Annotated in this window: 20 protein-coding genes; all 20 read left to right on the forward strand. The window is 53.8% G+C overall.

Features of this window, described 5'->3' with window-relative positions; genetic code table 11:
- The first annotated feature begins 4 nt into the window (after positions 1-4).
- The 20 genes from D7M11_RS18225 (at position 5) to D7M11_RS18320 (ending at position 25733) form a co-directional block, all read left to right on the forward strand.
- On the forward strand, positions 5-1336 hold the full coding sequence (locus tag D7M11_RS18225; RefSeq protein WP_120748680.1) for an ABC transporter substrate-binding protein: 1332 nt from the start codon (positions 5-7) through the stop codon (positions 1334-1336).
- A complete protein-coding gene (locus tag D7M11_RS18230; protein ID WP_120748681.1) occupies positions 1333-3030 on the forward strand; it encodes a sensor histidine kinase in 1698 nt (565 codons plus the stop codon). Before D7M11_RS18225 ends, D7M11_RS18230 begins: the two co-directional genes overlap by 4 nt.
- Positions 3031-3058: 28 nt before the next feature.
- Positions 3059-4708, forward strand: coding sequence for a response regulator (locus tag D7M11_RS18235; protein WP_120748682.1), 1650 nt, complete (start codon positions 3059-3061; stop codon positions 4706-4708).
- Positions 4709-4930: 222 nt separating this feature from the next.
- The gene (locus D7M11_RS18240; protein WP_120748683.1) at positions 4931-6253 is read left to right on the forward strand and encodes an ABC transporter substrate-binding protein; all 1323 of its coding nucleotides are present in this window, start codon (positions 4931-4933) and stop codon (positions 6251-6253) included.
- Positions 6254-6329: 76 nt separating this feature from the next.
- Positions 6330-7202: a carbohydrate ABC transporter permease gene (locus D7M11_RS18245; protein ID WP_240041183.1), complete on the forward strand. Its 873-nt coding sequence runs from the start codon at positions 6330-6332 to the stop codon at positions 7200-7202.
- Between the two features lie 11 nt (positions 7203-7213).
- Complete coding sequence (locus D7M11_RS18250; RefSeq protein WP_120748684.1) at positions 7214-8044, forward strand: carbohydrate ABC transporter permease; 831 nt, start codon at positions 7214-7216, stop codon at positions 8042-8044.
- A complete protein-coding gene (locus D7M11_RS18255; protein ID WP_120748685.1) occupies positions 8044-9003 on the forward strand; it encodes a phosphoglycerate dehydrogenase in 960 nt (319 codons plus the stop codon). Before D7M11_RS18250 ends, D7M11_RS18255 begins: the two co-directional genes overlap by 1 nt.
- A 29-nt stretch (positions 9004-9032) precedes the next feature.
- Positions 9033-10346: a nickel pincer cofactor-dependent isomerase, group 22 gene (locus D7M11_RS18260; RefSeq protein WP_120748686.1), complete on the forward strand. Its 1314-nt coding sequence runs from the start codon at positions 9033-9035 to the stop codon at positions 10344-10346.
- Between the two features lie 16 nt (positions 10347-10362).
- Positions 10363-11289, forward strand: a complete 927-nt coding sequence (gene rbsK / locus D7M11_RS18265) for a ribokinase (protein WP_120748687.1) — start codon at positions 10363-10365, stop codon at positions 11287-11289.
- An 18-nt stretch (positions 11290-11307) separates the two neighbouring features.
- Positions 11308-12210, forward strand: a complete 903-nt coding sequence (locus D7M11_RS18270; protein WP_120748688.1) for a dihydrodipicolinate synthase family protein — start codon at positions 11308-11310, stop codon at positions 12208-12210.
- A 405-nt stretch (positions 12211-12615) separates the two neighbouring features.
- Positions 12616-13449 carry an AraC family transcriptional regulator gene (locus D7M11_RS18275; protein ID WP_120748689.1) on the forward strand — a complete coding sequence of 278 codons (834 nt, stop codon included), beginning with the start codon at positions 12616-12618 and terminating at the stop codon, positions 13447-13449.
- Between the two features lie 181 nt (positions 13450-13630).
- Positions 13631-14914, forward strand: coding sequence for an ABC transporter substrate-binding protein (locus D7M11_RS18280; RefSeq protein ID WP_120748690.1), 1284 nt, complete (start codon positions 13631-13633; stop codon positions 14912-14914).
- Positions 14915-15145: 231 nt separating this feature from the next.
- A complete protein-coding gene (locus D7M11_RS18285) occupies positions 15146-16006 on the forward strand; it encodes a MurR/RpiR family transcriptional regulator (protein WP_240041184.1) in 861 nt (286 codons plus the stop codon).
- Positions 16007-16026: 20 nt separating this feature from the next.
- A complete protein-coding gene (gene menC / locus D7M11_RS18290; protein WP_120748691.1) occupies positions 16027-17133 on the forward strand; it encodes an o-succinylbenzoate synthase in 1107 nt (368 codons plus the stop codon).
- 112 nt (positions 17134-17245) lie between these two features.
- Positions 17246-18085 (forward strand): GNAT family N-acetyltransferase, encoded by an 840-nt coding sequence (locus tag D7M11_RS18295; RefSeq protein ID WP_120748692.1) that lies wholly within the window; start codon positions 17246-17248, stop codon positions 18083-18085.
- A gap of 11 nt (positions 18086-18096) precedes the next feature.
- Entirely contained in the window at positions 18097-19398 is a 1302-nt protein-coding gene (locus tag D7M11_RS18300) for an ABC transporter substrate-binding protein (protein ID WP_158606695.1), read from the forward strand.
- 12 nt (positions 19399-19410) lie between these two features.
- The gene (locus D7M11_RS18305) at positions 19411-21360 is read left to right on the forward strand and encodes an alpha/beta hydrolase family protein (RefSeq protein WP_120748694.1); all 1950 of its coding nucleotides are present in this window, start codon (positions 19411-19413) and stop codon (positions 21358-21360) included.
- A gap of 39 nt (positions 21361-21399) precedes the next feature.
- Positions 21400-22608 (forward strand): M20 peptidase aminoacylase family protein, encoded by a 1209-nt coding sequence (locus D7M11_RS18310; protein ID WP_240041185.1) that lies wholly within the window; start codon positions 21400-21402, stop codon positions 22606-22608.
- A gap of 239 nt (positions 22609-22847) precedes the next feature.
- A complete protein-coding gene (locus D7M11_RS18315; RefSeq protein ID WP_120748695.1) occupies positions 22848-24710 on the forward strand; it encodes a helix-turn-helix domain-containing protein in 1863 nt (620 codons plus the stop codon).
- A gap of 102 nt (positions 24711-24812) precedes the next feature.
- Positions 24813-25733 carry an ABC transporter substrate-binding protein gene (locus D7M11_RS18320; protein WP_120748696.1) on the forward strand — a complete coding sequence of 307 codons (921 nt, stop codon included), beginning with the start codon at positions 24813-24815 and terminating at the stop codon, positions 25731-25733.
- Positions 25734-25792 lie beyond the last annotated feature (59 nt).

A 25792-nucleotide genomic window follows, 5' to 3' on the forward strand; every position in this document is an offset into this window, starting at 1 on the left:
CGACATGAAACATACTCTCAGCCGCAATCGCCGTGCGGTCTTGATATCCGGCATTACGCTTTTGGCATGTTTGACGGCCGGATGCCGCGGTGATGACGGAAAGCCTTCGGAGTCCGACCCCGGCGGAATGGGCGAAACGCTTACGGGTAGAAGTATAACGGCATATATGGGCAACAGCCCGGCAGCCGAAGCCATACGATCTTTATTGCCGGAATTCGAAGCCCGCACGGGTCTGAAAGTAGATTTGACGAGTTTTACGAACGAGCAGCTGAGTCAGAAGCTTTCCGTACAGTTTGCAGCCGGCAGCTCGAGCCCGGACGTATTCATGACCCGGCCATTGGAAGAAGTAAAATCGTTCGGCCGTCATGGCTGGCTTCAGCCTTTGGACAAATACGTTGCAAACGATTCGAACTACGACTTCGCTGATTTTTCGCGGACTGTGATCGAATCCGTTACTTATGGCGGGAAGATCGCAGCCATGCCGCTGTCTACGGAGCAGCAAATCTTATTTTATCGCAAAGATTTGCTGGCGCAGGCCGGATTGCCCGTTCCCCAGACGATGGATGAGCTTGAGGCGGCCGCCAAAGTTTTGCATGATCCTGCGGGCGGCGTATTCGGCTTCGTCGCGAGAGGACAGCGGAACGCACTCGTGACGCAGCTATCGTCGTTTCTGTACTCGGAAGGCGGAGATTTTCAAGTAGGCGGCAAGGCGGCGATCAATACGCCGGAAGCGATCAGAGGGATCAGCCGTTATGTAACCCTTCTGAAGCGGTACGGGCCTCCCGGCGTGTTCAATATAGGCTGGCAGCAGGCGGCCGGACTATTCTCGCAAGGGAAGGCGGCGTTCTACACGGATGCTAGCGCGATTTATTCGATCGCGATGGGCTCGAATCAATCGTCGATTGCCGACAATGTCGGCATCGCCATGTTTCCGGCGGGACAAGCCGGCTCGAAGCCGTTCAACGTTACTGCCTGGGGCTTGGGGATGAACGCGGGCTCTACCCGTAAAGATGCCGCTTGGCTTTTTATCCGTTGGGCTACGAGCAAGGAGGTCGTCATGAAATCTCAGCAAATGGGCAATCCCGGAGCCCGGACGTCCGTATGGAACGATCCGCAAGGCGTAACCGGATTCCCTTCGGAATACATTAGCGTGGTCATGCAATCGATGCGGGTGGGCGTCGGCCATGACCGCCCGCAGGTCGTCCAAGTAGGTCAAGCCCGCGACATCATCGGCGATATTGTCATTCAAGGGCTGCTGGATGAGGACATAACCGCGGCAGCGGACAAAGCGAACCGCGAGTTCCAGGCGCTGATCGATAGGGAGAATGTCAAATGAACACATTCGGTAAAATCATTTTGCTCGTCGTCTCGCTGCTCATCCCGATCATTTTGCTATATGGATATTCGAATCAAGTAAGCGTAAACGTTGTTCGCGACACGATTGAGGACGGCAACCGGAACAGGCTCTCCTTCTTCATGAGCCAAATGGAAATGATGATCGACCAGTTGACGAAATATTCGGTTACGGCCAGCCGCGATTACAGCATCCGGGAATATTTGAACGGCCAAAATACGGATTCCCGGCTCATTCAGCTTCAGCGGCAAAGCCGGATCGTAGAGATGCTGAATATGCAGATCGCGACGAGCGCCTGGAACAACCAAATTATTTTGCATTTACCCGATTCCAAGGAAGTGCTGTCGACCGATTATTCGGTACAATACGACGAGAACTACATCCGCAGCCCGGAATGGAGAAAATGGACGCACCGAAGCGCGGTTACGTTCGGCATCACCCAAACGTTCTTCTCCCGGATCAAGGAAAGCGACATCCCGAATCTGCTAGTCGAGGTCCGGTTTACCGACGATAATTTGCGCAATATGCTGAATTTGCTGAAGCAGGGAGGGGAGCATGAGCCGTTCCTGTACCAGGCCGGGGCGGAGCCGATTATTAGCTATACGGCGGACCGGGCGCTCGTAAGCCGGACCGTGGAACGGTTAAACCGGGCGGAGCTTCTGCCCGGCGGAAGCTTGACGATCGATCTGGACGACGGCAAATATATCGTCAACTACATCCGCTCCGAAAGCCTAGGCTGGTTCCTCGTCGATATCGTCCCCTTGCAAAGCATCTTCGCCCCTATCGTCACGAGCCGGAATTTGTTCTACGCTTCGATCTGCCTGCTGATGGCTCTCAGCATATTGGTTACCCTGCTTCTGTATCGAAACGTGCAGCGGCCGATCCAGATGCTCATACGAGGCGTGCAGCGCATCAAGGATGGAAAATATTCTTCACGGCTGAAGAAACAGACGAATAACGAGTTCGATTTCCTGTTTCACAGCTTCAACGAGATGGCGGAGCAAATCGGGGATTTGATCGAGAAAGTGTACAAGGAAACGCTCCGTTCCAAGGAGGCGACGCTCAAGCAGCTCCAGTCGCAAATCAATCCGCACTTTTTGTATAACTGCTTATTTTATATTAAAAATATGGCCAATCTCGGCGATAAGGAAGCGGTCGTTGCGATGGCACTGAATCTGGGGGAATATTACCGGTATTCGACACGGCTGGAGAAGCCGACCGCGACGCTCGCCGAGGAAACCAAGCTGATCGAGAACTATTTAAATATCCAGACGATGCGTATGCAGCGGTTTCATTACGAGATCGATATAGCGGACAGTATGCTCTCGCTCGAAATTCCGCGTCTGCTCGTGCAGCCTCTCGTAGAAAACGCGGTTATCCACGGTGTGGAAGACAGTGTTCAATTCGGGTTCATTCGCATTGCGAGCGAACAGGGCGACGGGCTGAACCGGATTATCGTGGAGGATAACGGTCCGGGTATGGACAAGGCCAAGATGGTGGAACTGCAAAGAAAAGTAGCGTTGCCGAAAGACGAGAACGCAAGCTTCGGCTTGTGGAATACCCACCAGCGCCTCGTCCATATGTACGGCGGAAGATCGGGTCTTTACTTCTCGCAGCCCGGACCGAACGGTTTTCGCGTGGAGATGGTATGGGAGTACCGGAAGGAAGCGACCTGAACGGTACATGAAGATGGGAGGGTTTCGGATGTTTCAGTTGCTAATCGTCGACGATGAAGCCAGTGTAGTAGACAGCCTTGCCGATACGATTCCGTGGCACGAGATCGGAATCTCGACCGTGTTTAAAGCCTATTCCGGCAATGAAGCGCTGGAGCTGCTCAAGACGAATACGATCGATATTATGATGACAGACATCCGCATGCCGGGTTTGAACGGGCTGGAGCTGCTTGCGCTCGTTCGTCGGGAGTGGAAAAGAGTCAAATGCATTTTGCTGTCGGGTCACGCGGAGTTTGCTTATGCGCAGCAGGCGATTCAGTACGAAGCCCACGAATATTTGCTGAAGCCGATCGGGGATGACGAAGTGCTCGCCAAAGTCGGAAATCTCGTTCAAGCGCTCAAACAGGAACGGGATGAGAACCGGCACTATGAAAGAGTCGTGAAGGCGTTTCAGGAGCATTTGCCGAAGCTTCAGGGAGATTTGCTGGGCGATCTGCTGCAGGGTATGAAGATTTCCCCGGAACGGCTGCGGCAGAAGCTGGAGTCGCTCAAAATCTTGATTCCGGCCGGGGAGCGTTTCGCCCTTATGCTGTTTCGGCTCGAGGACCGGTTCGCCGAGCTCGATTTCTACAGCTTGTCGCTTATGGAGTATGCGGTCGTCAATATGGCGGAGGAGTTGTTCGAAGACGAGTTCCGGTTATGGAGCTGCAAAGATCTGCACGGTTATTTGGTATTCCTCGTCACGCTCTCCGAAGAGCATCGAGAACGGCAGGAGTTTCAAGCGGAACCGGCTGAGAACCGGCTGCAATCGATGGCTTCCCAGCTGCAGCTCAGTGTCGATCGTTTTCTAAAAGGGAGCGTATCCGTTCTGATCAGCAGATGGGGATCGTTCCCGGTCGACATCAAGCCCTTATACGATGAAATTCTGTTAACCATGCGCAAGCAGGTAGGGAATCAGAGCGGCCTGCTTATCTATGCCTCGGAAGAGCTGGAACAGCTTCCCGTACATGCTCTGCAGCGTCTTTACGAGCCGCCGATGCTCGTCCACCTTCTCGAATCCGGTGACTGGGAACGGACTCACGATAAGCTGACCGGCATCTGGAGCGAGCTGAGCCAGAAGTGGGCCGACTCCCAGGAGCATCTGATGGAAGCTTTCTTCTCCATCTATGCCTCGTTCAGCTCGTTCGCGCACAAGAACGGACGCCAGCTGACCGATATGATCGGACCGCACCTCTCCGATGTTACCGGCCTTACGCAGAGCCGTTCCCTGGAAGCTTTGCACCAGTGGATGTTCCAGTCGCTCGAGCTGCTGCAGATGTGCATGGAGAATGAGACGAGAAACGACCGGGAGAATACGGTCCGGCGCATCAAGCAGTTCGTGCAGAAGCATCTGGTGGAAGATGTGTCTTTGCAGGCTATCGCCGACTACATGTACATGCATCCCGTCCATGTTTCGCGCATCTTCAAGCTGGAGACGGGGGATAATCTGAGCGATTTCGTGCTTCGCCTCAAAATGGAGCAGGCCGCCGCCCTGCTCGCCGATCCGTCGCTGAAAAACTATGAAGTCGCCCTGCAGCTCGGCTATCAAAATCCGAATTATTTTATCAAGGTGTTTAAAAAGTACTATTCGCTCACACCCCAGGAGTTTCGCCAAAAGCTGGAGGCGGCGGAGGAAAAGTAGCTTGATCGAAACCGTCCGGGGAATATCCCTGGACGGTTTTTGCGCTCCATATATCAGTCGCAGCCCGAATCCGATCTCGTTAATTTTGTGCCATCCAGGTTAAATAGTTGTCATTTTAACGGCAGGGGAAACGCTTTACTATAAATTCATGAGGCGACGATGTCTAGAACCGATAGGGATCGGAGGCCTGAAACGACCAACAAATATGGGAGGTCATCAAGCATGAATCACTGGATCAAAAAAGCGGGCGCAGCCACTTTGCTTGCGGCGCTGGTTACAGGCTGCAGTACGGGAGGCAAAACGACGGCGGGCGAGACGACGACGGACGGCAAAACAAAACCGACACTGACGTTCTGGATGAAAAAGCAGTTATTCGAAGATCAAAACAAGCTTATTCAAGAGCGGGCCAAGCAATTCGGCATCGACAACAACGTGAACGTCAATATCGAGCTGATCGCCTATGAAGATTTTTATCCGAAATGGTCTGCGGCGATCGAATCGAAAACCGTCCCGGACGTATCCTTCTTCGGTTATCAGGAGATCGGCCAGTTTTATGGCAAAGACGTGCTTGAGGATTTGACCGATGTGGTCAAAAAGATTGAAAGCAAAAACGGCGACATGCAGGCAAGTATGAAAAAGGCGATTACGTTCCAAGGGAAACAATACGCGATTCCGTTCTGGACGGAGTCCCAAGTGCTGTACTACCGGAAAGATTTGCTGAAAAACGCCGGCTTCGACGCTCCTCCGAAAACGTGGGAAGAGTTCAGAAAGATGGCCAAGGCGCTGACGGACCCGAGTAAAGGCGTATATGGCGCGGGTATGGGTTACGGCAAAGGCAACTCGGACGCCGAATTCCTGACTCGCGGCATCATCTGGTCGTACGGCGGCTCGGTCGATACGAAGGACGGCAAGACGGTTATCGCCAATACGCCGGAAACGGTCGAAGCGACGAAGTTTATCCGCGACATCTTCCTGACCGACAAAAGCACACCGCCAAGCGCGCTGGGCTGGGATGACAGCGGGAACAACAAAGCTTACTTGAGCGGTCAAGCGGCGATGATTTTCAACGTCGGCAGCACGCTCAGCACGATCAAGAAGGACAATCCGGATCTGTACGAGAAAACCGGCATCGCTCCTTACCCGGCCGGACCGAAAGGCACGTTCATCCCTGGCATCAGCAACAACCTCGGCATTTTCAAAGATTCGAAAAACAAAGATTTGGCCAAGCAATTCATCGAATACATGCTCGCAACCGACTGGTACAAAACATGGATCGAGAAGGGCGCGCCGCTCACCGGTCCGGTTTATACGAAGCTTACGAGCGAGCCGGTATGGCAGGATGAGAAGAACAAAGCGTTCGTCGATTCGGTCAAAGGCTTCTATTTCCTCGGCTACCCTGGCGAATACAACCCGAAGGCTGGCGAAGTGTTCAATCTGCGCATCGTGAACGATACCTTCCAGAAGCTGCTGCTCGAGACGAGCTACACGCCGGAGACGGCGATCAAAGATTTGCAGACGAAGATCGAAGATATTTACAAAAAGTAATCATTAAAATGATGGCTGCGGATAACCGGTATCGTATAGGTTATTCCGCAGTCTGATAGTTAGGCGGGATGAAAACTTGAGAACGAACTCGGACAACAAGCTTGCCTACGTGCTGATGAGTCCCGTATTGATCTATCTGCTTGCCGTCATGGTCGTGCCTTTCGGATGGGCGCTTTACCTAAGCTTCACGAACAAGGTTGTCGGGGTGCCGGCGAAGTTTATCGGCTTAGGCAACTATATCGAGCTGATCAAAGATTCGCTGTTCTGGAAGGCGGTCTGGAACACGGTTGTATTCACGCTCGTGGCGGTTATCGGCAAAACGGTGTTCGGGATGATCATGGCGCTTGTCCTGAATGAGAAAATCGTATTCCGGAACGTATTCCGGGTACTGCTGTTCCTGCCGTGGACGATTCCTACAATCGTATCCGTCTTTACTTGGCAATGGATTTATTCCGATGTGGGCGGCGTGCTCAACTTCCTGCTGCTGAAAGCCCATCTGATCTCAGGGCCGGTCGGCTGGCTGGCCAGTCCAGATCTTGCGATGTTTTCGGTTATTTTGGTCAATATATGGCGCGGGATTCCGTTTATGGGAATCGCCATTCTAGCCGGCATGCAGACGCTGTCCAAAGAAATGTACGAAGCGGCGATGCTGGACGGAGCCGGGGCGTTCAAACGGTTTATTTACATGACGCTGCCGTCGGTCAAGGAAGTAACGGTGCTCGCGGCCGTCATGACCACGATCTGGACGCTGAACGATTTCGAGATCATTTGGCTGCTGACGCGCGGCGGTCCTTCCAACGGTACGCAAGTGCTGTCTACGCTCAGCTACACGATCGGGTTCCTGAATATGAGTCTCGGTAAAGCGATCGCGATTGCGATTCTGACGATGCCGCCTTTGATCATGCTGATCAACTTCGTCACGAAGCGTTCGCTATCTTCGAATGAGTAGGTGAGTAGAGTATGGAACATAAATCGATCGCGAACCGGATAGTCGTCTACGCCACATTGGCCGTTTTGCTCCTTTTCGCCTTGTTTCCGCTGTACTGGATGTTCAATACGTCGTTCAAATCGAATGCCGAAATTTATAACATGACGCCTTCGTTTTGGCCGAAGCAGTTTACTTGGTCCGCTTATGTCAAGCTCGTGACCGAGAAAGATTTCCTAATTAACGTGAAGAACAGTTTGGTTGTTTCCGTTATTGTCGCATTTGCTTCCATTGCAGTCAGCATGCTGGCGGCATACGCCATCGCGAAGCTTCGTTTTCGCGGGAGAAGCGTCATTTCCAGAAGCATTTTATACGCTTACTTGATGCCGCGGGCCGTATTGTTCATTCCGCTGTATATGCTCGTTTCCTTGATCGGCCTGAACAACTCGATTTACGGTCTGATGCTGATTTATCCGACGATTACGATTCCTTATGCGACTTGGATGCTGATCTCGTATTTCAAATCGATCCCCGTCGAGATCGAAGAGGCGGCCATGATCGACGGCTGCAGCCGGGCGCGCACGATGTGGAGCATCATTTTCCCGCTCGCCGCTCCCGGTGTTGCCGCAACCTTCATCTTTGCCTTTACTTTATGCTGGAGCGAATACTTATACGCACTGGTCGTAGTGACCAAAGGGTCTGACAAAACGTTAACGCTGGGATTGTCGGATATGATCGTAGGAGACGTATTCGCCTGGGGGCCGCTGATGGGCGGTTCTATCCTCGCTTCCATTCCCGTAGTCATCATGTACCTGTTCACTTCCAAATATATGGTTAGCGGCATGACCGTAGGAGGAGTCAAATAATGAGCGGTTTGAAAAAAGTGCTCGTCACGGCAACGAATTATTCGGCGTTGTGCGCGGAAGCGAAACGTTTGCTCGAAGAGGGCGGCTGCGAAATGATCGAAAACAAAGTGGGCAGGCCGCATACGTTCGAGGAGCTGGTTCCCCTCGTTGCGGATATCGACGGCGTAATCGCCGGAGTGGACACTTGGGACGAGCCGGTGTTCAAGCTGGCTCCGAAACTGAAAGCGATCGCCCGATTCGGCGTCGGCGTGGACAATATAGATTTGGCCAAAGCGAAGGAATACGGCGTGAAGGTCACGAACGTCCCCGGAGGAAACGCGAACGCGGTGGCGGAGCTGACCGTAGGGCTTCTGTTGTCGCTTATCCGCAATATCCCATCGCTGCATCAATCGGCCAGACTAGGTTACTGGGACCGGCAAGTGGGAGAGGAGCTGGCCGGAAAGACGGTCGGATTGCTCGGCTTCGGCAACATCGCCCAAATGGTCGCCAAAAAGCTGCGCGGCTTCGATGTCTCGGTCATCGCCTACGATAAATATCCGAACACGGCCAAGGCCGAGGAGCTCGGTGTCGAGCTCGTAACCTCCGACGACGTATTGTCTCGCGGAGATATCGTCAGCATGCACTTGCCGAGCCTAAAAGAAACGCGCCATATGATGAATGACGCCGCTTTCGCCATGATGAAACGGGGCGCTTATTTCCTAAATACTGCACGAGGCGCACTCGTTGACGAACAGGCTCTGTATCGCGCTTTGGAGTCGGGGACTATCGCGGGAGCGGCAATCGACGTGTACGAATCCGAGCCGGTATCGGCTGACAACCCTTTATTTAAGCTGGATAACATCATTACGACGCCGCATACGGCGGCCGAAACGGCCGAAACGTATCGTAGAGTGGGGCTTGTAACGGCGCAGGCGCTGCTGGACGTTTTCGCGGGCAAGGAGCCGGCGAATCCGGTTTGACAGCTTCTTGATAGAGGAGGTGTCTCCGGATGAAGGGCATGTATGTCAATCTGGGGCGCGTTAGCTATGCAAGCGAGGAAGACGTACGTCTTCCTTGTATGGTGCCGGTCGTCCAGCAGTTCGCATCCGGCGGGATCGATCCGGATCGGATTGAGCGGATTGTAGGCGACGAGTTCAATAAGGATTCGATTCGCGGCAAAATCCGCCCGGGCATGCGAATTGCTGTCGGTGTCGGAAGCAGAGGGATCGAGAATATCGCCCGCATCGTCAAGGCGGTAGTGGCCGAGCTGAGAAAGCTGGGCGCGGAGCCTTTCATCGTGCCGGCCATGGGCAGTCATGGAGGGGGAACGGCGGAAGGACAAGTAAGCGTGCTTGCCGGTTATGGGATTACCGAGCCCGGGGTAGGTGCGCCGATTGCGGCGTCAATGGACACTGTCCGTTTAGGAAACGTGCTTGGCGAGGTCGAAGTGCACTTTGACCGTTTTTCTTATGAGCAGGCCGACGGCATTATCGCGGTGGCGCGTATCAAGCCGCATACGGATTTTAAAGCATCGATCGAAAGCGGGATTATGAAAATGCTCGGCATCGGCTTCGGCAAACAGAAGGGCGCCGCATATTTGCACCGGTTCGGCATGGACAGATTCGGCATGCTGTTGCCGGAGGTCGGCAAGCTGATTATAGAGCGAACGCCTTTCTTGTTCGGCGTAGCCGTCGTGGAGAATGCGTATCATCAGACGGCGCTCCTCGAAGCCGTCCCCCGGGAAATGCTTCCCGGGCGCGAGGAAGAGCTGCTAACGGAAGCGAAGCGGCTGATGCCCCGTTTCTTGCTGGACGAGATCGATGTGCTGGTCGTGGACGAGATCGGCAAAAATATAAGCGGCAGCGGGATGGACCCGAACGTGATCGGCCGTTCCGGCGCGAACAGATCGTTCGGCGACGGCCCTTCGATCAATAAAATCGTAGTGAGGGGGTTAACCCCGGAAACGAAAGGAAGCGCGGTCGGCATCGGGATCGCCGATTTTACGACGAGCCAAGTTGTGGAGCAAATCGATTTCGCGACGATGTATACGAACGTTTTAACCGCTATGGATCTATCAGGAGGCAAGCTGCCGATTATTCTGAGCAGCGACCGGGAAGCTATCGCCGCTGCGGTGTACACGGCTGGGAAACGCGACCCGGGGCAAGTAAGGATCATACGAATCCGGAACACGTTGGCTATGCAGGACATATTGGTTTCGGAAAATATGGCGTGCGAGGCGGAGGCGCATCCAATGATGAGGCTTGACGGTTCTCCTCGGGAGTGGCGGTTTGATGCGTCGGGCAATATCGCGGATCGATTGTAGGAAAGGCGTGTGACGAATGGTGCAGGGTATTGCCGTAGTCGGCAGTTTGAATATGGATATCGTAGTGACAGTAGATAAGCTGCCTGCTGAAGGGGAGACGCTGCACGGGAGAGGAATGTCGGAAGTTCCCGGCGGCAAAGGAGCCAATCAGGCTGCGGCGATCGGCAAGCTGCAGACGCCGGTGCGCATGATCGGTAAAGTGGGCACGGAGGGCAACGGCACCGCTCTGCTTCGCTCGCTCGAAGATGCGGGCGTGGATACGAGTGCGGTTATGAAAACGCCAAGAGCTCCGACTGGAATCGCAGTTGTCACGGTCGATGGTGACGGACACAATCATATCATCGTAGTGCCGGGGGCGAACGGGGAACTGAGCAAGGAAGATATCGACTTCCAGAGACATGTGATCGAGCAATGCGACATTGTCATCCTCCAGCTGGAAGTCCCGCTCGAAACGGTTGCGTATACGCTGCGGCTGGCCAAAGAACTCGGCAAAACGACCGTGCTCAATCCGGCTCCGGCGCGGAAGCTGGACGAAGACATTTTGCGATATGTAGACATCTTGATTCCGAACGAGCATGAGCTGCAGGTCATGGCCAAGCTCGATCGGATCGATAAACAGACTTTGGAACAAGCGGCCCGTCAATTCATGGAGCATGGTGTTGGAGCGGTCATTGTCACCTTGGGCGAGGAAGGCTGCTTTTACGCGGATTGCGATCGTATGGTGCTCTACCCGGCCCGTAAAGTAAAGGCTACCGATACGACGGCGGCCGGCGACAGCTTTATCGGCGGATTCGTCGCCGGATATTTGGCGTCAAGAGACGCCGATGCGGCGATCCGGCAGGCGCAGATTGCGGCTGCGATCACCGTGACGAGGCATGGGGCGCAAAGCTCATTGCCGACTCGACAAGAGGTCGAGGCCGTGCAAACCGAATGGAACGAATAAAAGAGGAGAGAGCGGATCATGAAACATTTATACGGCGTTACGACAGCTATGGTTACCCCATTTCATAAGGATGGAACGATCGATTACGGCAAAGTGGAGCGGTTGACCGAGTTCCTCATCTCGAAAGGCGTGCACTGTTTATACCCGCTCGGTACGACGGGTGAAATGCTTCGTCTGTCCGTACAGGAACGCAAAGCTGTTGCCGAAACGGTCGTGCGCCAAGCAGCCGGCAGAGTTACCGTGTTCATCCACGTGGGGGCGATGACGCAGAACGACACGGTTGAGCTGGCGAAGCATGCGAGCGAGATCGGGGCCGATGGGATTGGCGTCGTCACACCAGCGTTTTTCGGATCGAATGACAGGGAACTGGAACAGTACTTCGTCACGATCGCTTCGAGCGTTCCCGAGACTTTCCCTGTTTATTTGTACAACATCCCGCAATGTGCGGCGAACGATCTGAAAACCGAAGTCGCCGAGAAAGTGGCGGCGACGTGCAGCAACGTAATCGGGATCAAATACAGCTTTCCCGACTTTTTGCGGACTAACGAGTATTTGAACATTAATGGTGGCGATTTCTCCGTCATGCAAGGCTCCGACCGCCTGTTCCTCGCCGCGCTGGCGATGGGCTGCGAAGGCGTCATCTCGGGCGTCTCCTGTGTTTACCCCGAGCCGTTCGTTGCGGTTTATAATGCGTTCCTCGAGAAAGACTTGGAGAAAGCAAGAAAGCTGCAGCGCATAGCCATCCAATACTGCGAGACGCTAAAGAGCGGAAGCAACATGTCCTACTTCAAAGAAGCGCTCAGGCTGAGAGGCATCGACGCGGGTTATATGAGAGCTCCTCAGCTCGACCTGCCCGGGGATGAAATTGCCAATCTGAAGCGGAAATTGGACGAACTGAACGCGGTGACGTTTTACGCTTAATGTACGTCAGAAGGACGCAACGCGAATCGCGGATAAAAGCGAGCTTTAGTGACGTTGTCGAAAATGTTCCTGCCATTCGATTAATCCCTCATCCATTCAATAAGCCCTAAATCCTTCGGCCTGCAATTTTTGTGCGGCGATTGGTGAAAATTTATATGATTTAGGAAAAGGGAATGCCTTACTAGCGGTGTTCCCTTTTGTATGGATATTTTTCAAAAATTAGCAGCCTGAATCATCATTTGGGTTCAGTCGATTAAGTTGAGATAGGGGCAGCGGCCTCGAGGAAATTCACAATTTGAATTTATTATCAAAATAGAGGATGTGGAAATAGAAATATTCGCAGCGATATGGTACGTTCTACAAGGCGCCCTAAGTTGATTTCACTTATGAACAGGATGGGATGACGTGTCGAATCGCTTTTACAACGTCCTGAGTAAGCCGGATTACGATCTGCCGCTGTATATTATCTCGACCGGGTATTGGCTTAACCAGCACATCGTGATTCGGGATCATGGCTGGGGTGCTTACCAATGGCTTCAATGCCAGGGCGGGCAGGGTGTTCTGGAGCTTGGCGGAGAGACCGTAACCATCTCGGACGGGCAAGGGATTTTACTATTCCCCGCCGTCCCGCACCGGTACTATGCCCTGCAGGAACCGTGGACGATGCATTGGGTCGAGTTTAACGGAGCGCTCGTCCTCGAGCTGCTCCGGGCTTTGCATTTTCCCGAAACGGCGGTACTTTATTTAACCAAACCGAATACGCTCCTCGCCCGCGTGAAGGAAATCAACACGCTTTTTCAAATTAAAAAAAGCATTGTGCCTGGCCACGACAGCTCTCAGCTTATGTATGATCTGCTCATCGACATTTCCCGCTACACGTCTCGGACCGGGACGGACACGAAGCCGTATGCGTATGAAAGGCTGAGACCGGTTATGTCACTCATAGAAAGTCGTTACCGGGAACCGATTACGCTGAAGGACATGGCAGACAGTTTGCTCGTGACGCCGCAGTACACCTGCCACATATTCCGTCAAGCTCTGGGAATGACTCCCATCGAATATTTGAACCGGTACCGCATCAGTAAAGCGAAAGAATTACTGCTCGAGCACGCGGATTGGGGAGTGAAGACGGTAACACTCGAAGTCGGCTTCGAGAGTCCGAGTTACTTTATTAAAATATTTCGCAAAAACGAAGGCATGACCCCCCTTGAGTTTCGAAGATTTCACCAGTCCGTTTAAAGGCACCGGTCGGATATGAAAATCGTGCTATAGGTTTTAAAATCGTATGATTGATGGCGCTTACCCTGCGGCTATACTATTAGCTTGAAAGACCTGGAGAATATGGATCACATGAATTTTGTGCGATCGTAGGATTGGAATGTAAAGGATCCAGGTCGATACTTGGGGGAGGAATCAGCCAATGAAAATGAACAAGTGGGTGTCGGGCGCCGCATGTATGGCGATATTGTTGTCGGGCTGCGGGCAAAATAGCGCAAACGACGGAAAGGAAACAAATACGGAAACTAAATCTTTGCTGCCGGTTACGTTAAAAATATATAACGATCTGGCGTACATTTCGGAGCGAGATTTTAAAGAAATGATCGCCGAGCCGGTCAAGAAAAAATATCCTCACCTTACGGTAGAGCAAGTTGCTACCAGAAACGATCTGGACAAGTTGATAGCAGCCGGGGAAGCGGTAGACTTTTTCGTAACATGGAATGGACAAATGGCGTTTTACAAAGACCTCGGCTTTTTTGAAGACATTACCCCGCTTGCGAAAAAAAATAATTTCGATCTGGAAAAATTCGATCCGGGCGCTTTGGATGCGATCCGGACTGTATCGGAGAACGGCAAGGAACTGTACGCGCTGCCTTATGCGGTTCAATTGAACGCGCTTTACTATAACAAAACGATTTTTGATCGTTTCGGCGCCACGTATCCGAAAGACGGGATGACGTGGACGGATGCCATCGAGCTTGCCAAAAAAGTATCCCGCAAGGAAGGGGATGTCCAGTACTATGGTCTCGACACGGACGATTATGTCCGATTCACGTTCCCGTTGTCCCTCGGAGCGGTCGATGCCAAAACGAATAAAGCGCTCGTCAACAGCGAGCCTTACAAGCGAGCGTTTGACATGGCGAAACAGTTATATTCGTCGACGGGGGTCAAGTACCAAAATAAAGGGATTGAGCGGTTTACTAAAGATCAAACAGTTGCCATGATCGCCACAATCAATCTGTTTCAACAGTTGAAGCAATCGTCCGGGCTCGATTGGGATGTAGCCCAATTCCCGAGCTACCCAGATAAACCTAACGTTTACGGTATGTATGACCTGCATATTCTCATTCCGAATCGGAACAGCAAAAACCAGGACGACATGATGAGGACGATGGAGGTGTTGTTCTCCGACGAGGTGCAGACGAATATGGTCCGGAAGACGGGCCGGGTCTCCACTTTAAAAGACGTGAAATATAAACAGCAATTTGGCAAAGACATTCCTGAGCTGCAGGGCAAACGAATCGAAAGCATTTTCAAAAGCACTCCGGCTCCCGCGCCGGAATATTCGCGATACTACCCGAAGGCGGCCGAAATATTGAGATGGAACTACGTCGATTACATGAACGGCGTGAAGGATGTCAATACGGCGCTTAGAGATGCAGAGGAAGCGATCAACAAGCAAATCGACGGGCAGCAGGGCAAGTAAGACCAATCTTTAGCGGGCAGCCGCAGTAGATATCTCTCGGACCTATTGAAGGGAAGATCGTTTCGGCTATGAATGGCTGGAACGGTCTTTTTTTGTGCCGAGCCATTGCATCTTTTTCCGGTGTGCATATTCCCTTTCGGATGGGAGTATGGTATAACTTGGATATAATTGAATTTTAAAATTCACAAACTATAAAATTATGAATTATTAGATTCGCTTAGGGGGATTGGATTGAACGCCGAACCGATATCCATCGAACAACTTGTCAAAGGTGAATTTAACGGATTGTCCGCCTCGCAAAAAAAAGTCGCCGAATATTTGCTGTCGCACCCGGACGAATGCGCCTTACTAACCGCGAAACAAATTAGCCGGGAAGCGGGCGTCAGCGAAACGACCGTCATTCGGCTATCGTATGCGCTCGGGTTCAGCAATTTCTCGGACATGCAGAAGCGGCTGCGCGAAAGAATACTGAAGACGAACAGCGCGCCGCAGACGTTATCTTTGGAAGCTTCAGAAGTCGCAGACGAGCCGATGCCGCTCGCCAGTCTGATCGAGAACGATATCGCGATACTGCAAGTATTGCTGCAGCAGCTGAATCCGGCGGACATATGGAAAGCGGTCGACGCCTTGATCGAGGCGGACCAGGTGCTTGTAGCCGGATACCGCGCATCGTATGCGGCGGCTTGCTGGTTTTCGTTATCGCTCGGCATGACGCGCGGCCATGTGCAGCTTTGCCAGTCGGCGGGAGACGATTATGTTAAGCTGGCGCATTTGACCGAGCGTTCCGTTGCCGTCATCATCTCGGTACCGCGCTATTCTCGGGAGATATTGAATTTGGCCAACCAAGCTAAGGAGCATAACGTCAAGCTGATCGCCGTAACGGACCGGCTGCTTTCGCCGGTGGGGCGTATCTCGGACATTACGCTGACGACCGACGTCAATATCGACTCGGGCATGGTATCCGCCGCCTCGCTGATCAGTGTGCTGAATCTGCTCGTTTACGGCATCAAGACGAAGGACAGCCAGCGGTTCCAAGCGAAGCAGCAGCAGCTCGAGCAGCTGTACGCCGCTTCTGGCATTTTTATCGAATAAGACGCTAAGGATGGACTGCGATGAAGATTGAGAAGGTTGAATTGCGAGTGTTAAGCATGCCGCTGAAGGCGCCGTTCGAAACGAGCTTCCTGCGGTTTGCCGAAAAGGAATGCGTATTTGTGACGGTGTATAGCGACGGGGTTAAAGGTTATGGCGAAAGTGTAGCGTTCCCTTCCCCACATTATAACGAGGAGACGACCGAGACGGTATGGCATATGCTGGAGCGTTTCCTTATTCCGGTACTGTTAGGAAAGGAGCTGGAGAAGCCCGAAGACGTCGCCCGCTTGATGGCGCCGATCCGCCGCAACTATATGGCGATCGCCGCACTCGAAGGCGCGGTGTGGGATGCGTACAGTAAGCAGCAAGGATTATCGCTGGCCGAAGCGCTTGGCGGGCATAAGCGAGAGATCGACGTCGGCGTAAGCATCGGTATCGAGCCTACGATCGGCCATGTGCTCCGCAACGTCGATAAGTTCCTGCAGGAAGGGTACAAACGGATTAAAGTGAAAATTAAGCCCGGCTTCGATATCCGGCTGATCGAAGCGATCCGCAAGCAGTTCGGCGACGACATCCAACTGATGGCCGACGCCAATTCGGCGTATACACTGCAAGATGCCGACTTATTGAAGCAGCTCGATCCGTACAAGCTGCTGATGATCGAGCAGCCGCTTGCGCACGACGATATCATCGACCATGCCGAGCTGCAGCGTCAGCTCGAAACGCCGATCTGTCTAGACGAGAGCATTCATACTGTGGAGGACGCGCGCAAGGCGATTCAGCTTGGCAGCTGCAAAATCGTCAACATTAAAGTCGGGCGCGTCGGCGGGCTGACCCATTCCCGAGCGATTCACGACTTGTGCCAGGAGCATGGAATTCCGGTCTGGTGCGGCGGCATGTTCGAGACCGGCGTCGGACGGGCGCATAATATCGCGCTGACGTCGCTGCCGAACTTTACGCTGCCGGGAGACACGTCGGCTTCAAGCCGATACTGGGTGCAAGATATCGTCGAGCCGGGCGTCGAGTTCATTCGTCCGGGGACGCTGGCCGTACCGGCGGGAGCAGGCATCGGATATGAAGTGGGCGAGCGGACGCTCGACCGGTACACGCTGCGTAAGGCGCTGCTATAAGGGTCCCCCGAAAGGGACGTGACGCTGCGTAGCTTAATCCGATTACTTTCGGGGGAGCTCCCGACTTCGAAGCATCGCGTCCATTTTGGGATTTCTAAAAGGGGGCATCGGTATGGGGATCCAATACAAAACGGTAAGCGACGTGGAAACGCTGCTGGAAACCGTCGAATTGCAAAAACGGGTATGGTCGGCCGATTCGGTGACGTCCATGCACCAAATGATGGCTGCTACGCATCACGGAGGCGTCGTCATCGCGGCTTTTGACGCGGATCAGGTAGTTGGCTTCGTTTACGGTTTCCCCGCATACGACGGTGTCAAGCCGTACTTGTTCTCGCATATGATGGCGATCGACCCGGATTACCGCGACGCTGGCCTCGGCAGCAGCTTGAAAATCCGTCAGCGCGAGTGGGCGATCGGGAACGGCTACGACAAAATCGCTTGGACGTACGACCCGCTGGAAACGAGAAATGGCTATTTGAATTTGAATAAGCTCGGAGGAGCGGTCCGCACGTATTATCTCAACTACTACGGCCATATGAACGACGTGCTGAATGCGAGCTTGCCGACCGACCGTTTTCTTCTCGAATGGGAGCTCCAATCCGCTAAGTGTAAAGACGCTTCGCAAGGAATCGCGATCGATTCGTCCGCATGGGCAGCGGCGCCGCATTGGTGCGAGTGGGAGATGGAAAGCGCTTTCCCTAGGCCGCGTCCGCGAATGCAGGCGGAATCGCAGCAGCATTCGCCAAAGCCGCAGGAGCTAACGGAAAGCACGTATCTCGTACCCGTGCCGAAGGCGATCCGCGAGTTGAAGTTAGAACGGATGGAATTAGCTCTTGAATGGCGCCTCCTGTTGCGCAGCAGCATGATGCAGGCATTTTCCTCAGGTTATCGCGCAGTCGGACTATGGCGCACCGAGCAGCCGGTTCACTATTACGTAATAACCAAATCTTAGGGGGAATTGGTATGGCTAACAAGACGGGAAGCACGCTGCTCGCAGTCATATCCTTAATCGCGGTCGTCGGCTGCAGCAGCAGCGAGCCGGCCCAAACGGCGGGCACAGAGACGAAAGCGCCGCCCGCGCCAAGCAACGAGCCGGTGACCTTGTCGATCCTGTTCGATACGGGCGTACCAACCGATGCCGAATTTGACGAAATTTACGTCAAGCCGCTGAAGCAAAAATATCCGAACATTACGCTGCAGCGCGTGACCGGTAAAATTGAAGAAATGGTTGCGGCGAAAACCGTCCCCGACATCATTTATTCGTTCACCGGCCGCATGTACCTCTACGATAATTTGAAAATATTGCAGGATATGACCGCGCTTGCCAAAAAGAACGGCTTTGATGTAAATCGGATCGATCCGGTCGTTCTCGACTCGATCTACTTGACGAAGCCGGGGCAGCTGATGGCCATTCCATTCGCTATGAACTTCGGCGCGCTGTATTACAACACCGATTTGTTCGATAAATTCGGCGTCAGCTACCCGAGCGACGGCTTGACGTGGGATCAGACGATCGACATCGGCAAAAGGCTGACCCGGGTCGACGGCGGCGTCCAATACAGAGGGTTTCATGCGTATGGGCTGACGCGGATGCAGCGGGTGATCGGCAATACGTACTACGATCCGAAAACGTTAAAAGGGACGCTGACCTCACCGGAATGGAAATTCATCTTCGATACGTTTATGAAAATTTACACGATCCCCGGCAATGAGACGAAAAATCCGCCTACGGACGGCGGAGACGGGCCGTTTATGAAAGAAAAAGTGCTGGCTATGCTCGCCTCGAACAACTACTTCCCGCAGCTGGAGGTCGCGACGAAGGACGGGCTGAACTGGGATGTAGCGCAGTTTCCAAGCTTGCCGCAGCGCCCGAACGTATTCACCGACGTTGACGCTCATCAGTTTGTCATTCCAAACACGACAAAACATATGGATGCGGCGATGCAAGCGATTGCCACATTTACCTCGGAGGACGTACAATTGCTGGGGGCGAGAAAATATGCGAAGCTGTCTCCGCTGAAGGACCCGAAATTCAAGCAGCAGCTTGGCGCCGATCTGCCTTATCTGAAAGGCAAAAAGATAGCGAGCATCTTCAAGAGCAGCATCGGCATTTCCCCGTTCCGCGACGAATACGCCGGTCAAGCCGGGACGATTTTGAACGACGAGTTTTTGCAAGCATATCAAGGCAAAAAAGATATCAATTCCGCATTAAGAGACGCTGACGAGAGGTTGAACAAGTACATCGCGGAAAATCCGAAAAAGTAAGGAGCCGGTCGCATGAAGCTGTCCGATTTGGAACATTACCGAATAGGCATCCACGATGTGTTGGATCAACTGAAGCAGCATGTATACGGCAGATCTTTGGAAGCGTTCGCAGAAGGGGACCGGGCGCGGGATGCGATTGCGACGGTCGAGCAACTGGAAGAGCGCAAGCAGATGATCAAGGCGGCGTTTATGAAGTCGCTTGGCGGTATCCCGCCGAGCGATACTCCGCTGAATCCGCGGGTGACGGGTACGGTGCAGGGGGATGGCTATACGGTCGAGAAGGTGATGTTCGAATCGCGTCCGGGCTGCTATGTAACGGCCAATCTGTACATCCCCGGCGGCATTGCTGCGCCTACGGCTGCGGTACTGCATTTGTGCGGGCATAATCCGCTGGCCAAACACGCCGATCTGTACCAGACCGTCTCGCAACATTTGGTGCGCGCCGGATTGGTTGTGCTGACGACTGACCCAATCGGCCAAGGGGAACGGCTCAGCTATTACGAGCGCGACACGGCGAAGCTGAACGTGCAGGCGTCGACTCGCGAGCACGAGTATGCCGGTAAGCAAAGCTTGCCGCTCGGCGACAATATCGCCCGTTATTTTGTCCATGACGCGATGCGGGCGATCGACTACTTGTGTACCCGCCCGGAAGTCGATCCGGCGAGGATCGGCGTAACCGGCTGCTCCGGCGGCGGAACGCAGACGAGCATGATGATGATTAGCGACCCGCGTGTCGCGGCTGCCGCGCCATGCGCCTTCATCATGAACCGCGAATCGTATATGCATGCCGGGCAGGCGCAGGACGCCGAGCAAATATGGCCGGGCTTGACGAAGATCGGCTTCGACCATGAAGATATTTTGCTGGCGATGGCGCCGCGCCCTACGCTCGTATTGGCGGCGGAATACGATTTTTTCCCGATCGAAGGCACGCGCCGGTCTGTAGAGCGGACGCAGCGGTTTTGGCCGATGTATGGCGGCGATACCCGCTTGGAGCTTTTCGAGGATGCGTCGGTGCATAATTATTCGCCGACGATGGCCAAGGCCGCCGCCGCTTTTTTCAGCAAACATTTGCTATGCAAAGAGCTGAACTGCTCGTGGGACGGCATCGCTCCGGTCGCGCCGGAACAGCTGTGGGTGACGAAGAGCGGACAAGTGCGCGGCGACTTCGACGAACAGCGCGCCGTGCACGAGGAGAATCGCGACAGGCTTGCCAAGCTGAACGAGGCCGCCGCCGCTGTGCCGGATGAAGCGCGCAAAGAACGGGCGCTCGCCTGGCTGCGCGATCGAGTATACGGCGGGCGCAAGCCGTGCCGGCTCAATCCGCGCCGGATGAATCTCGGCAAGGCTGGGCAGGACGAGGAGCTGACCGTGGAAAGCGTGCTGTACTGGAGCCAGACGGCGCTGTTCAATCACGGCTTCCTGTTTCGCTCCGGCGAAAGCGCGGGCGAGGACAGTCCGGTGACGATCGCGCTGTGGCCGCGCGGAACGAAAAGCATCGAGCCGCGACTCGATTGGATTCGCGCGACATGCAAAGCCGGGCGTGCGGTGTTTGTGCTTGACGTATCGGGCGATGGGGCGGTGCAGCCGAACAGCATTACGACGCACGGGCTGCACGATTTTTACGGCACGCTGCATAAGCTGACGATTGATCTGTTTTGGATCGACGACAGCTTGGCCGCGCTGCGTACGTTTGACGTGATCCGCGCGCTCGATATGGTCGATTGGCTCGGCGGCGGCACGAACGGCGACATAACGCTGCGCGCCGAAGGGCGCTTCAGCTTATACGCCAAGCTGGCGGAGGCGCTGGACGGACGGCTGAAGCGGATCGAGCATGTAGACGGGATAGAAAGCATCGCCGATTTTGTCTCCTCCCGCTACTACGACACCTTGGATAGCGAGGGCATCGTCATGCCGGGCATGCTCGGCTATTTCGACATGCCGGATTTGCAGCGCTGGAAATAAATCCAGGCGACGGATGCGGATAAGGAAGGTGATATCGATATGGATATAGGGAATGTGGGTATGGAGAACCTCTCCGTGCAGCAGCGGATTAAACAGTGGCCAGCCGAACAGCAGGCTTTGCTGGAGACGACTTATCGCGAACTGCACGAGCTGGCCGAGGTGAGCTGGAGCGAGGTAAATACGAACGCTTATTTATGCCGCGCGCTGGATCGGATTGGCGTCAGCTACGAGACGTTTCCCGACCAGACGGGGGTCGTCGCCATTTGGGACGAGGGCGTACCCGGGCCGACTGTCGGTTTGAGAGCGGACATCGACGCGCTGCCGCATGAGTGGAAAGGCAAGCAATTGGCGATCCACTCCTGCGGCCATGACGCTCATATGACGATCGTGCTGCACACGCTTAGCTGCTTGAAGCAATGCGGCTTTCGGCCGCAAGGACGGTTAAAGCTGCTGTTTCAGCCTGCGGAAGAGACGGGAGACGGCGCATTGTCGTTTATCCGCAAAGGCGTTATCGACGATGTCGATTATTTGCTCAGCCTGCATGTGCGTCCGATTCAGGATATGCCGTATGGCAAGTCATCGGCAGCGATTTACCATGGCTCTGCGGTGCAAATGCGCGGGGAGATCAAAGGCGTTCAGGCGCATGCCGCCAGGCCCCATCTCGGCGTGAACGTTATTGACGCTCTTGCTGCTATTGTTCAGGCGGTTAATGCCGTACGTTCGAATCCGCTCGTGCCGAGTTCGGCGAAAGTGACGCAGGCGGCTGCGGGCAGCACGATCAACATCATTCCCGACTACGCCTCCTTCGGGATCGATCTGCGCGCGCAGACGAATGAAGCGATGGACGATTTGATCCGGGGCGTTGTGCGGGCGGTGCAAGCGGCCGGCGCGGCCAACGGCGCCGAGGTGTCGATCGCTCCGACGGCTCGTATGGTTGCGGCTATGCCGAATGCGGCGATGGAGGCGATCGTCGGTCAGGCGATTCGCGAGGCGCTCGGCGACGAAGCGTTCCATCCGCCGGTGCTGACGTCGGGCGGGGAAGATTTTCATCAATATGCATTGGCGAAGCCGGGCCTCGCGACGACGATGGTCGGATTAGGCGCAGGTTTAAGCCCGGGGCTGCATCATCCGGAAATGAGCTTTAATCTGGGGGCGCTGCAGCACGGTGTCGCCATCATGGCGACGGCCGTGACGAAGTTGTTCGATCAGGACTGCAACCCCGGCGCCGGGAAAGAAAGCGTACTGTAACCACTGTGACCGATTGGTCGAGTCAAGTACGTGGATAAACGGCCGCTGAGATGTCGTACGCGAGTGCGCCGACGCCTGCCGTGGTAGTGTTGACAAAAGCGAGGCTTGGGATCGTTTTCCTAGTCTCGTTTTATCAGCACTCCTATTTTTTTGTTTTTGCTAGACCAATCCCACAGTGAAATGTAAAATTTAAATTGTTACCCAAAAAAGTGACCAAAACATTGGAGGAAAACGCTCTTATGTTTCTTAAGAAGTCTCAGTTTACAAAAAGCGGAAGGACGTACAGCTACTATAAAATTGTCGAGACTTACAAGGACGGGGCAGGGTGTCATAAGCATCGGGTTGTTAAACATTTGGGCAAGCTCAGCGATGAGGAAGCCGCAAACATTCGGCAAGTGCTCAAGGAGCAGCGCAAACGGCTGAACGGCATACAGAACCGGGCAATCCGCAGCGAGGCGGACGATCCGGCTTATTTGCAGCGAAACGCGCAAATTGCGGTCTTGCTCGAGACCAAGATGCTTGCCTATGAGCCTTATGCCCAAAAGGAATGGAATGTGACGGAAGCGGATATGCTGCTGCTAGTTCGGGAAGGAACCGGCGAGCTGTATATGGACGGAAAGAAGATTGAGCTGCGTTATGGGCTCGTTGTATACGCGCCTGCGGGCAGCGGCATGCATGTGGTCAATACTAGCGGGAGCGTCCTGCAACTGGATCGGATGACTATCGAAGCGGTAAGCAGAACCGGCAGCCCGGCAGCGGGAGGAACATACCGTTCGGAGCGGTTCTCTGCGATCGTCCCGGAACCGAAGCGTCTGCATTCACCTTATCGGGCGCTGCAATTGTTTAAGGAGCTCCACGAAGGGGGCGACAGCCGCGATCCGCGAAATTCGATCAAGAGGCAGCTGCTATTTTATACGTTGCTGGATATTATCGCTTGCAGCCGGCTGGAGGCGAATCCTAGCGATAGCGATCCTACTGACGTTATTGAGCAGGCGGTTGAAATGATTCATGAAAGCTACGGTGACGATTTGACGCGCGATCAGTTAGCCGAGCAGCTTGGCGTATCGCCCGAGCATTTTTCCCGGTTGTTCAAGAAGGAGAAGGGCATGAGCTTCATCGAGTACTTACTCCAGTTTCGCATTGAGAAGTCCCGAGAGCTGCTGCTGCTTTCCAAATCCAGTGTTAACGAGGTTGCCGGTCGGGTCGGATTTCAGAACCCGTACTATTTCAGCCGCAAATTCAAACAGCTGGTCGGAGTATCGCCAAGCGCCTATATTCATCAGGCTAAAAAATACGTCACCTTGTACGCAGGCTTGACTTCCTGCTTGCTTACTCTTGGCGTTATTCCTCGTGCCGGGATCCTAACGGATTGGATGGCATCGCATTACAAGAGTTTGCTGGACAAGCACGATTTTCTACCCATAGAGGGTTTGGACGACCGGAGCTTTCAGATGATCAGCGAGCTGAATCCGGATCTCGTCTTCTGCAATGTGCATAAGATGGATTTGGCTAAGGTGGTCCAGCTTGGGCCAGTCGCGGCGATCGATATGGAGAAAATCGGCTGGCGGGAGCAGCTCCGGTATATGGCGGAGGTGGTCGGCAAGCAGAAGGAGGCGGAGGATTGGCTGAGGTCGTTCGAGCAGCGGCTGACGGAGGCGAAAAAGAAGCTGAGCGGCATCCTGAACGGGCAGGACACTTTCGCCATTATGAAAGTCGTATCCGGAAAAATGTACATCTATGGCGATTTGAGAAGTATGGGCGGACCGATGCTTTACCGGGAACTGCAGCTTCCGCCTCCTGCCGCCGTGAAGGAGCGAATTATCGATCAAGGCTTGCTTAATGTGTGCGTTACGCCTGCGGAGCTAGGCGATTATTCAGCCGACCATCTGTTTCTGATGAACTACGAATCCAACTGGACAGATAATGTGAAATCGTTCAAAGCGCATCCGAACTGGAAGAAGTTCAGTGCCGTTGTAAAAAATCAAGTGTATGAGGTCAATCCCGAGTTGTTTTACGGCTTCGATCCGTTATCGCTTGAGATGCAAATGCAGGAAATCTTAAAGCGTGTGCTGCCCGGTCCCGGTCACAATCGTAGCCTGTAACCATCACGAATGTGTATGGACTGCTTCCTGTAGTACTTGTTATGATGACTATGATAATAATTATCATTATCAAACAAACAAGAGACAGGGGAGCGACAGTGCATGTTGGCAATAAAAGGTTGGGCAGCGCTTTGCATGGCGGCGCTTGTGGTTATAGGCAGCGGCTGTGGCACTTCATCGGGAACGAACACGGAACAGCAGACTGCTGTAAAACCGGTAACGAATCAAGCGGAAGGAAACAAAACCAGAGTAGTTAAATCGGAAAAGGGAGAGGTAACGATTCCCGCGGAGCCGAAGCGCGTCGTTGCCGCCTATTATCACGGTACGCTGGCCGCCTTGGGCATAAACGCCATCGGAGCCAATAAGGAATGGTGGATGGGCAGTCCGTTTCTGAAGGAGCAGGAAGCCAAAATGGAAGATATCGGGGCACCGGGCTCTGTGGAGAAAGTAGCCTCCATGAACCCGGATCTGATTGTCATCAACGGCTTTGCCGAAGCGGACTACGATAAATTTTCCAAAATTGCGCCGACGGTGTTCATCCCGTACACAGCTTACAAAAATGTCCGGGAAGAAGTAAAGCTGCTCGGGGACACGCTTGGAAGACAGAAGGAAGCGGCCGACTGGCTGGCCAAATACGAGCAGAAGGCGAAAGAAAGCCGCGAGAAGATTAAAGGCGCGGTCAAGGACGGAGAAACGGCTGTAATCATCAATGTCCGCGAGAAAAAAATATCGCTGCTGGGCGATAATTACGGCCGCGGCGGGGAAGTCATTTACAACATGCTGAAGCTGAAGGCGCCGGAGTTTGTACAGCAGCAGGTCATCGACAGCGGCAAGCAGATCGTTGAAATATCGATGGAGATGCTTCCTACGTATGCGAATGTCGACCGAATCTTTATTTGTATGAACGACGGCACGACGGAAGAGCAGGTTAAAGCTATTTTGGACAGTCCCATTTGGAAAAACATACCGGCTGTAAAAAACAATAAAGTATATACGCTCGATTATAAAACGTATTTGTATTAAGATCCGATTTCCATTCTGGGGCAGGCGGATCTGATAGCAGACATGCTGGCGAAAAGCGC

This window comes from Paenibacillus ginsengarvi, from assembly GCF_003626695.1.
Lineage (GTDB): Bacteria > Bacillota > Bacilli > Paenibacillales > NBRC-103111 > Paenibacillus_AB > Paenibacillus_AB ginsengarvi.

Excerpts from the sequence above, each read along its gene's own strand:
- D7M11_RS18225 (WP_120748680.1), top strand. The coding sequence starts at position 5 with ATGAAACATACTCTCAGCCGCAATCGCCGTGCGGTCTTGATATCCGGC.
- D7M11_RS18230 (WP_120748681.1), top strand. The coding sequence starts at position 1,333 with ATGAACACATTCGGTAAAATCATTTTGCTCGTCGTCTCGCTGCTCATC.
- D7M11_RS18235 (WP_120748682.1), top strand. The coding sequence starts at position 3,059 with ATGTTTCAGTTGCTAATCGTCGACGATGAAGCCAGTGTAGTAGACAGC.
- D7M11_RS18240 (WP_120748683.1), top strand. The coding sequence starts at position 4,931 with ATGAATCACTGGATCAAAAAAGCGGGCGCAGCCACTTTGCTTGCGGCG.
- D7M11_RS18250 (WP_120748684.1), top strand. The coding sequence starts at position 7,214 with ATGGAACATAAATCGATCGCGAACCGGATAGTCGTCTACGCCACATTG.
- D7M11_RS18255 (WP_120748685.1), top strand. The coding sequence starts at position 8,044 with ATGAGCGGTTTGAAAAAAGTGCTCGTCACGGCAACGAATTATTCGGCG.
- D7M11_RS18260 (WP_120748686.1), top strand. The coding sequence starts at position 9,033 with ATGAAGGGCATGTATGTCAATCTGGGGCGCGTTAGCTATGCAAGCGAG.
- rbsK (WP_120748687.1), top strand. The coding sequence starts at position 10,363 with ATGGTGCAGGGTATTGCCGTAGTCGGCAGTTTGAATATGGATATCGTA.
- D7M11_RS18270 (WP_120748688.1), top strand. The coding sequence starts at position 11,308 with ATGAAACATTTATACGGCGTTACGACAGCTATGGTTACCCCATTTCAT.
- D7M11_RS18280 (WP_120748690.1), top strand. The coding sequence starts at position 13,631 with ATGAAAATGAACAAGTGGGTGTCGGGCGCCGCATGTATGGCGATATTG.
- menC (WP_120748691.1), top strand. The coding sequence starts at position 16,027 with ATGAAGATTGAGAAGGTTGAATTGCGAGTGTTAAGCATGCCGCTGAAG.
- D7M11_RS18295 (WP_120748692.1), top strand. The coding sequence starts at position 17,246 with ATGGGGATCCAATACAAAACGGTAAGCGACGTGGAAACGCTGCTGGAA.
- D7M11_RS18300 (WP_158606695.1), top strand. The coding sequence starts at position 18,097 with ATGGCTAACAAGACGGGAAGCACGCTGCTCGCAGTCATATCCTTAATC.
- D7M11_RS18305 (WP_120748694.1), top strand. The coding sequence starts at position 19,411 with ATGAAGCTGTCCGATTTGGAACATTACCGAATAGGCATCCACGATGTG.
- D7M11_RS18310 (WP_240041185.1), top strand. The coding sequence starts at position 21,400 with ATGGATATAGGGAATGTGGGTATGGAGAACCTCTCCGTGCAGCAGCGG.
- D7M11_RS18315 (WP_120748695.1), top strand. The coding sequence starts at position 22,848 with ATGTTTCTTAAGAAGTCTCAGTTTACAAAAAGCGGAAGGACGTACAGC.
- D7M11_RS18320 (WP_120748696.1), top strand. The coding sequence starts at position 24,813 with ATGTTGGCAATAAAAGGTTGGGCAGCGCTTTGCATGGCGGCGCTTGTG.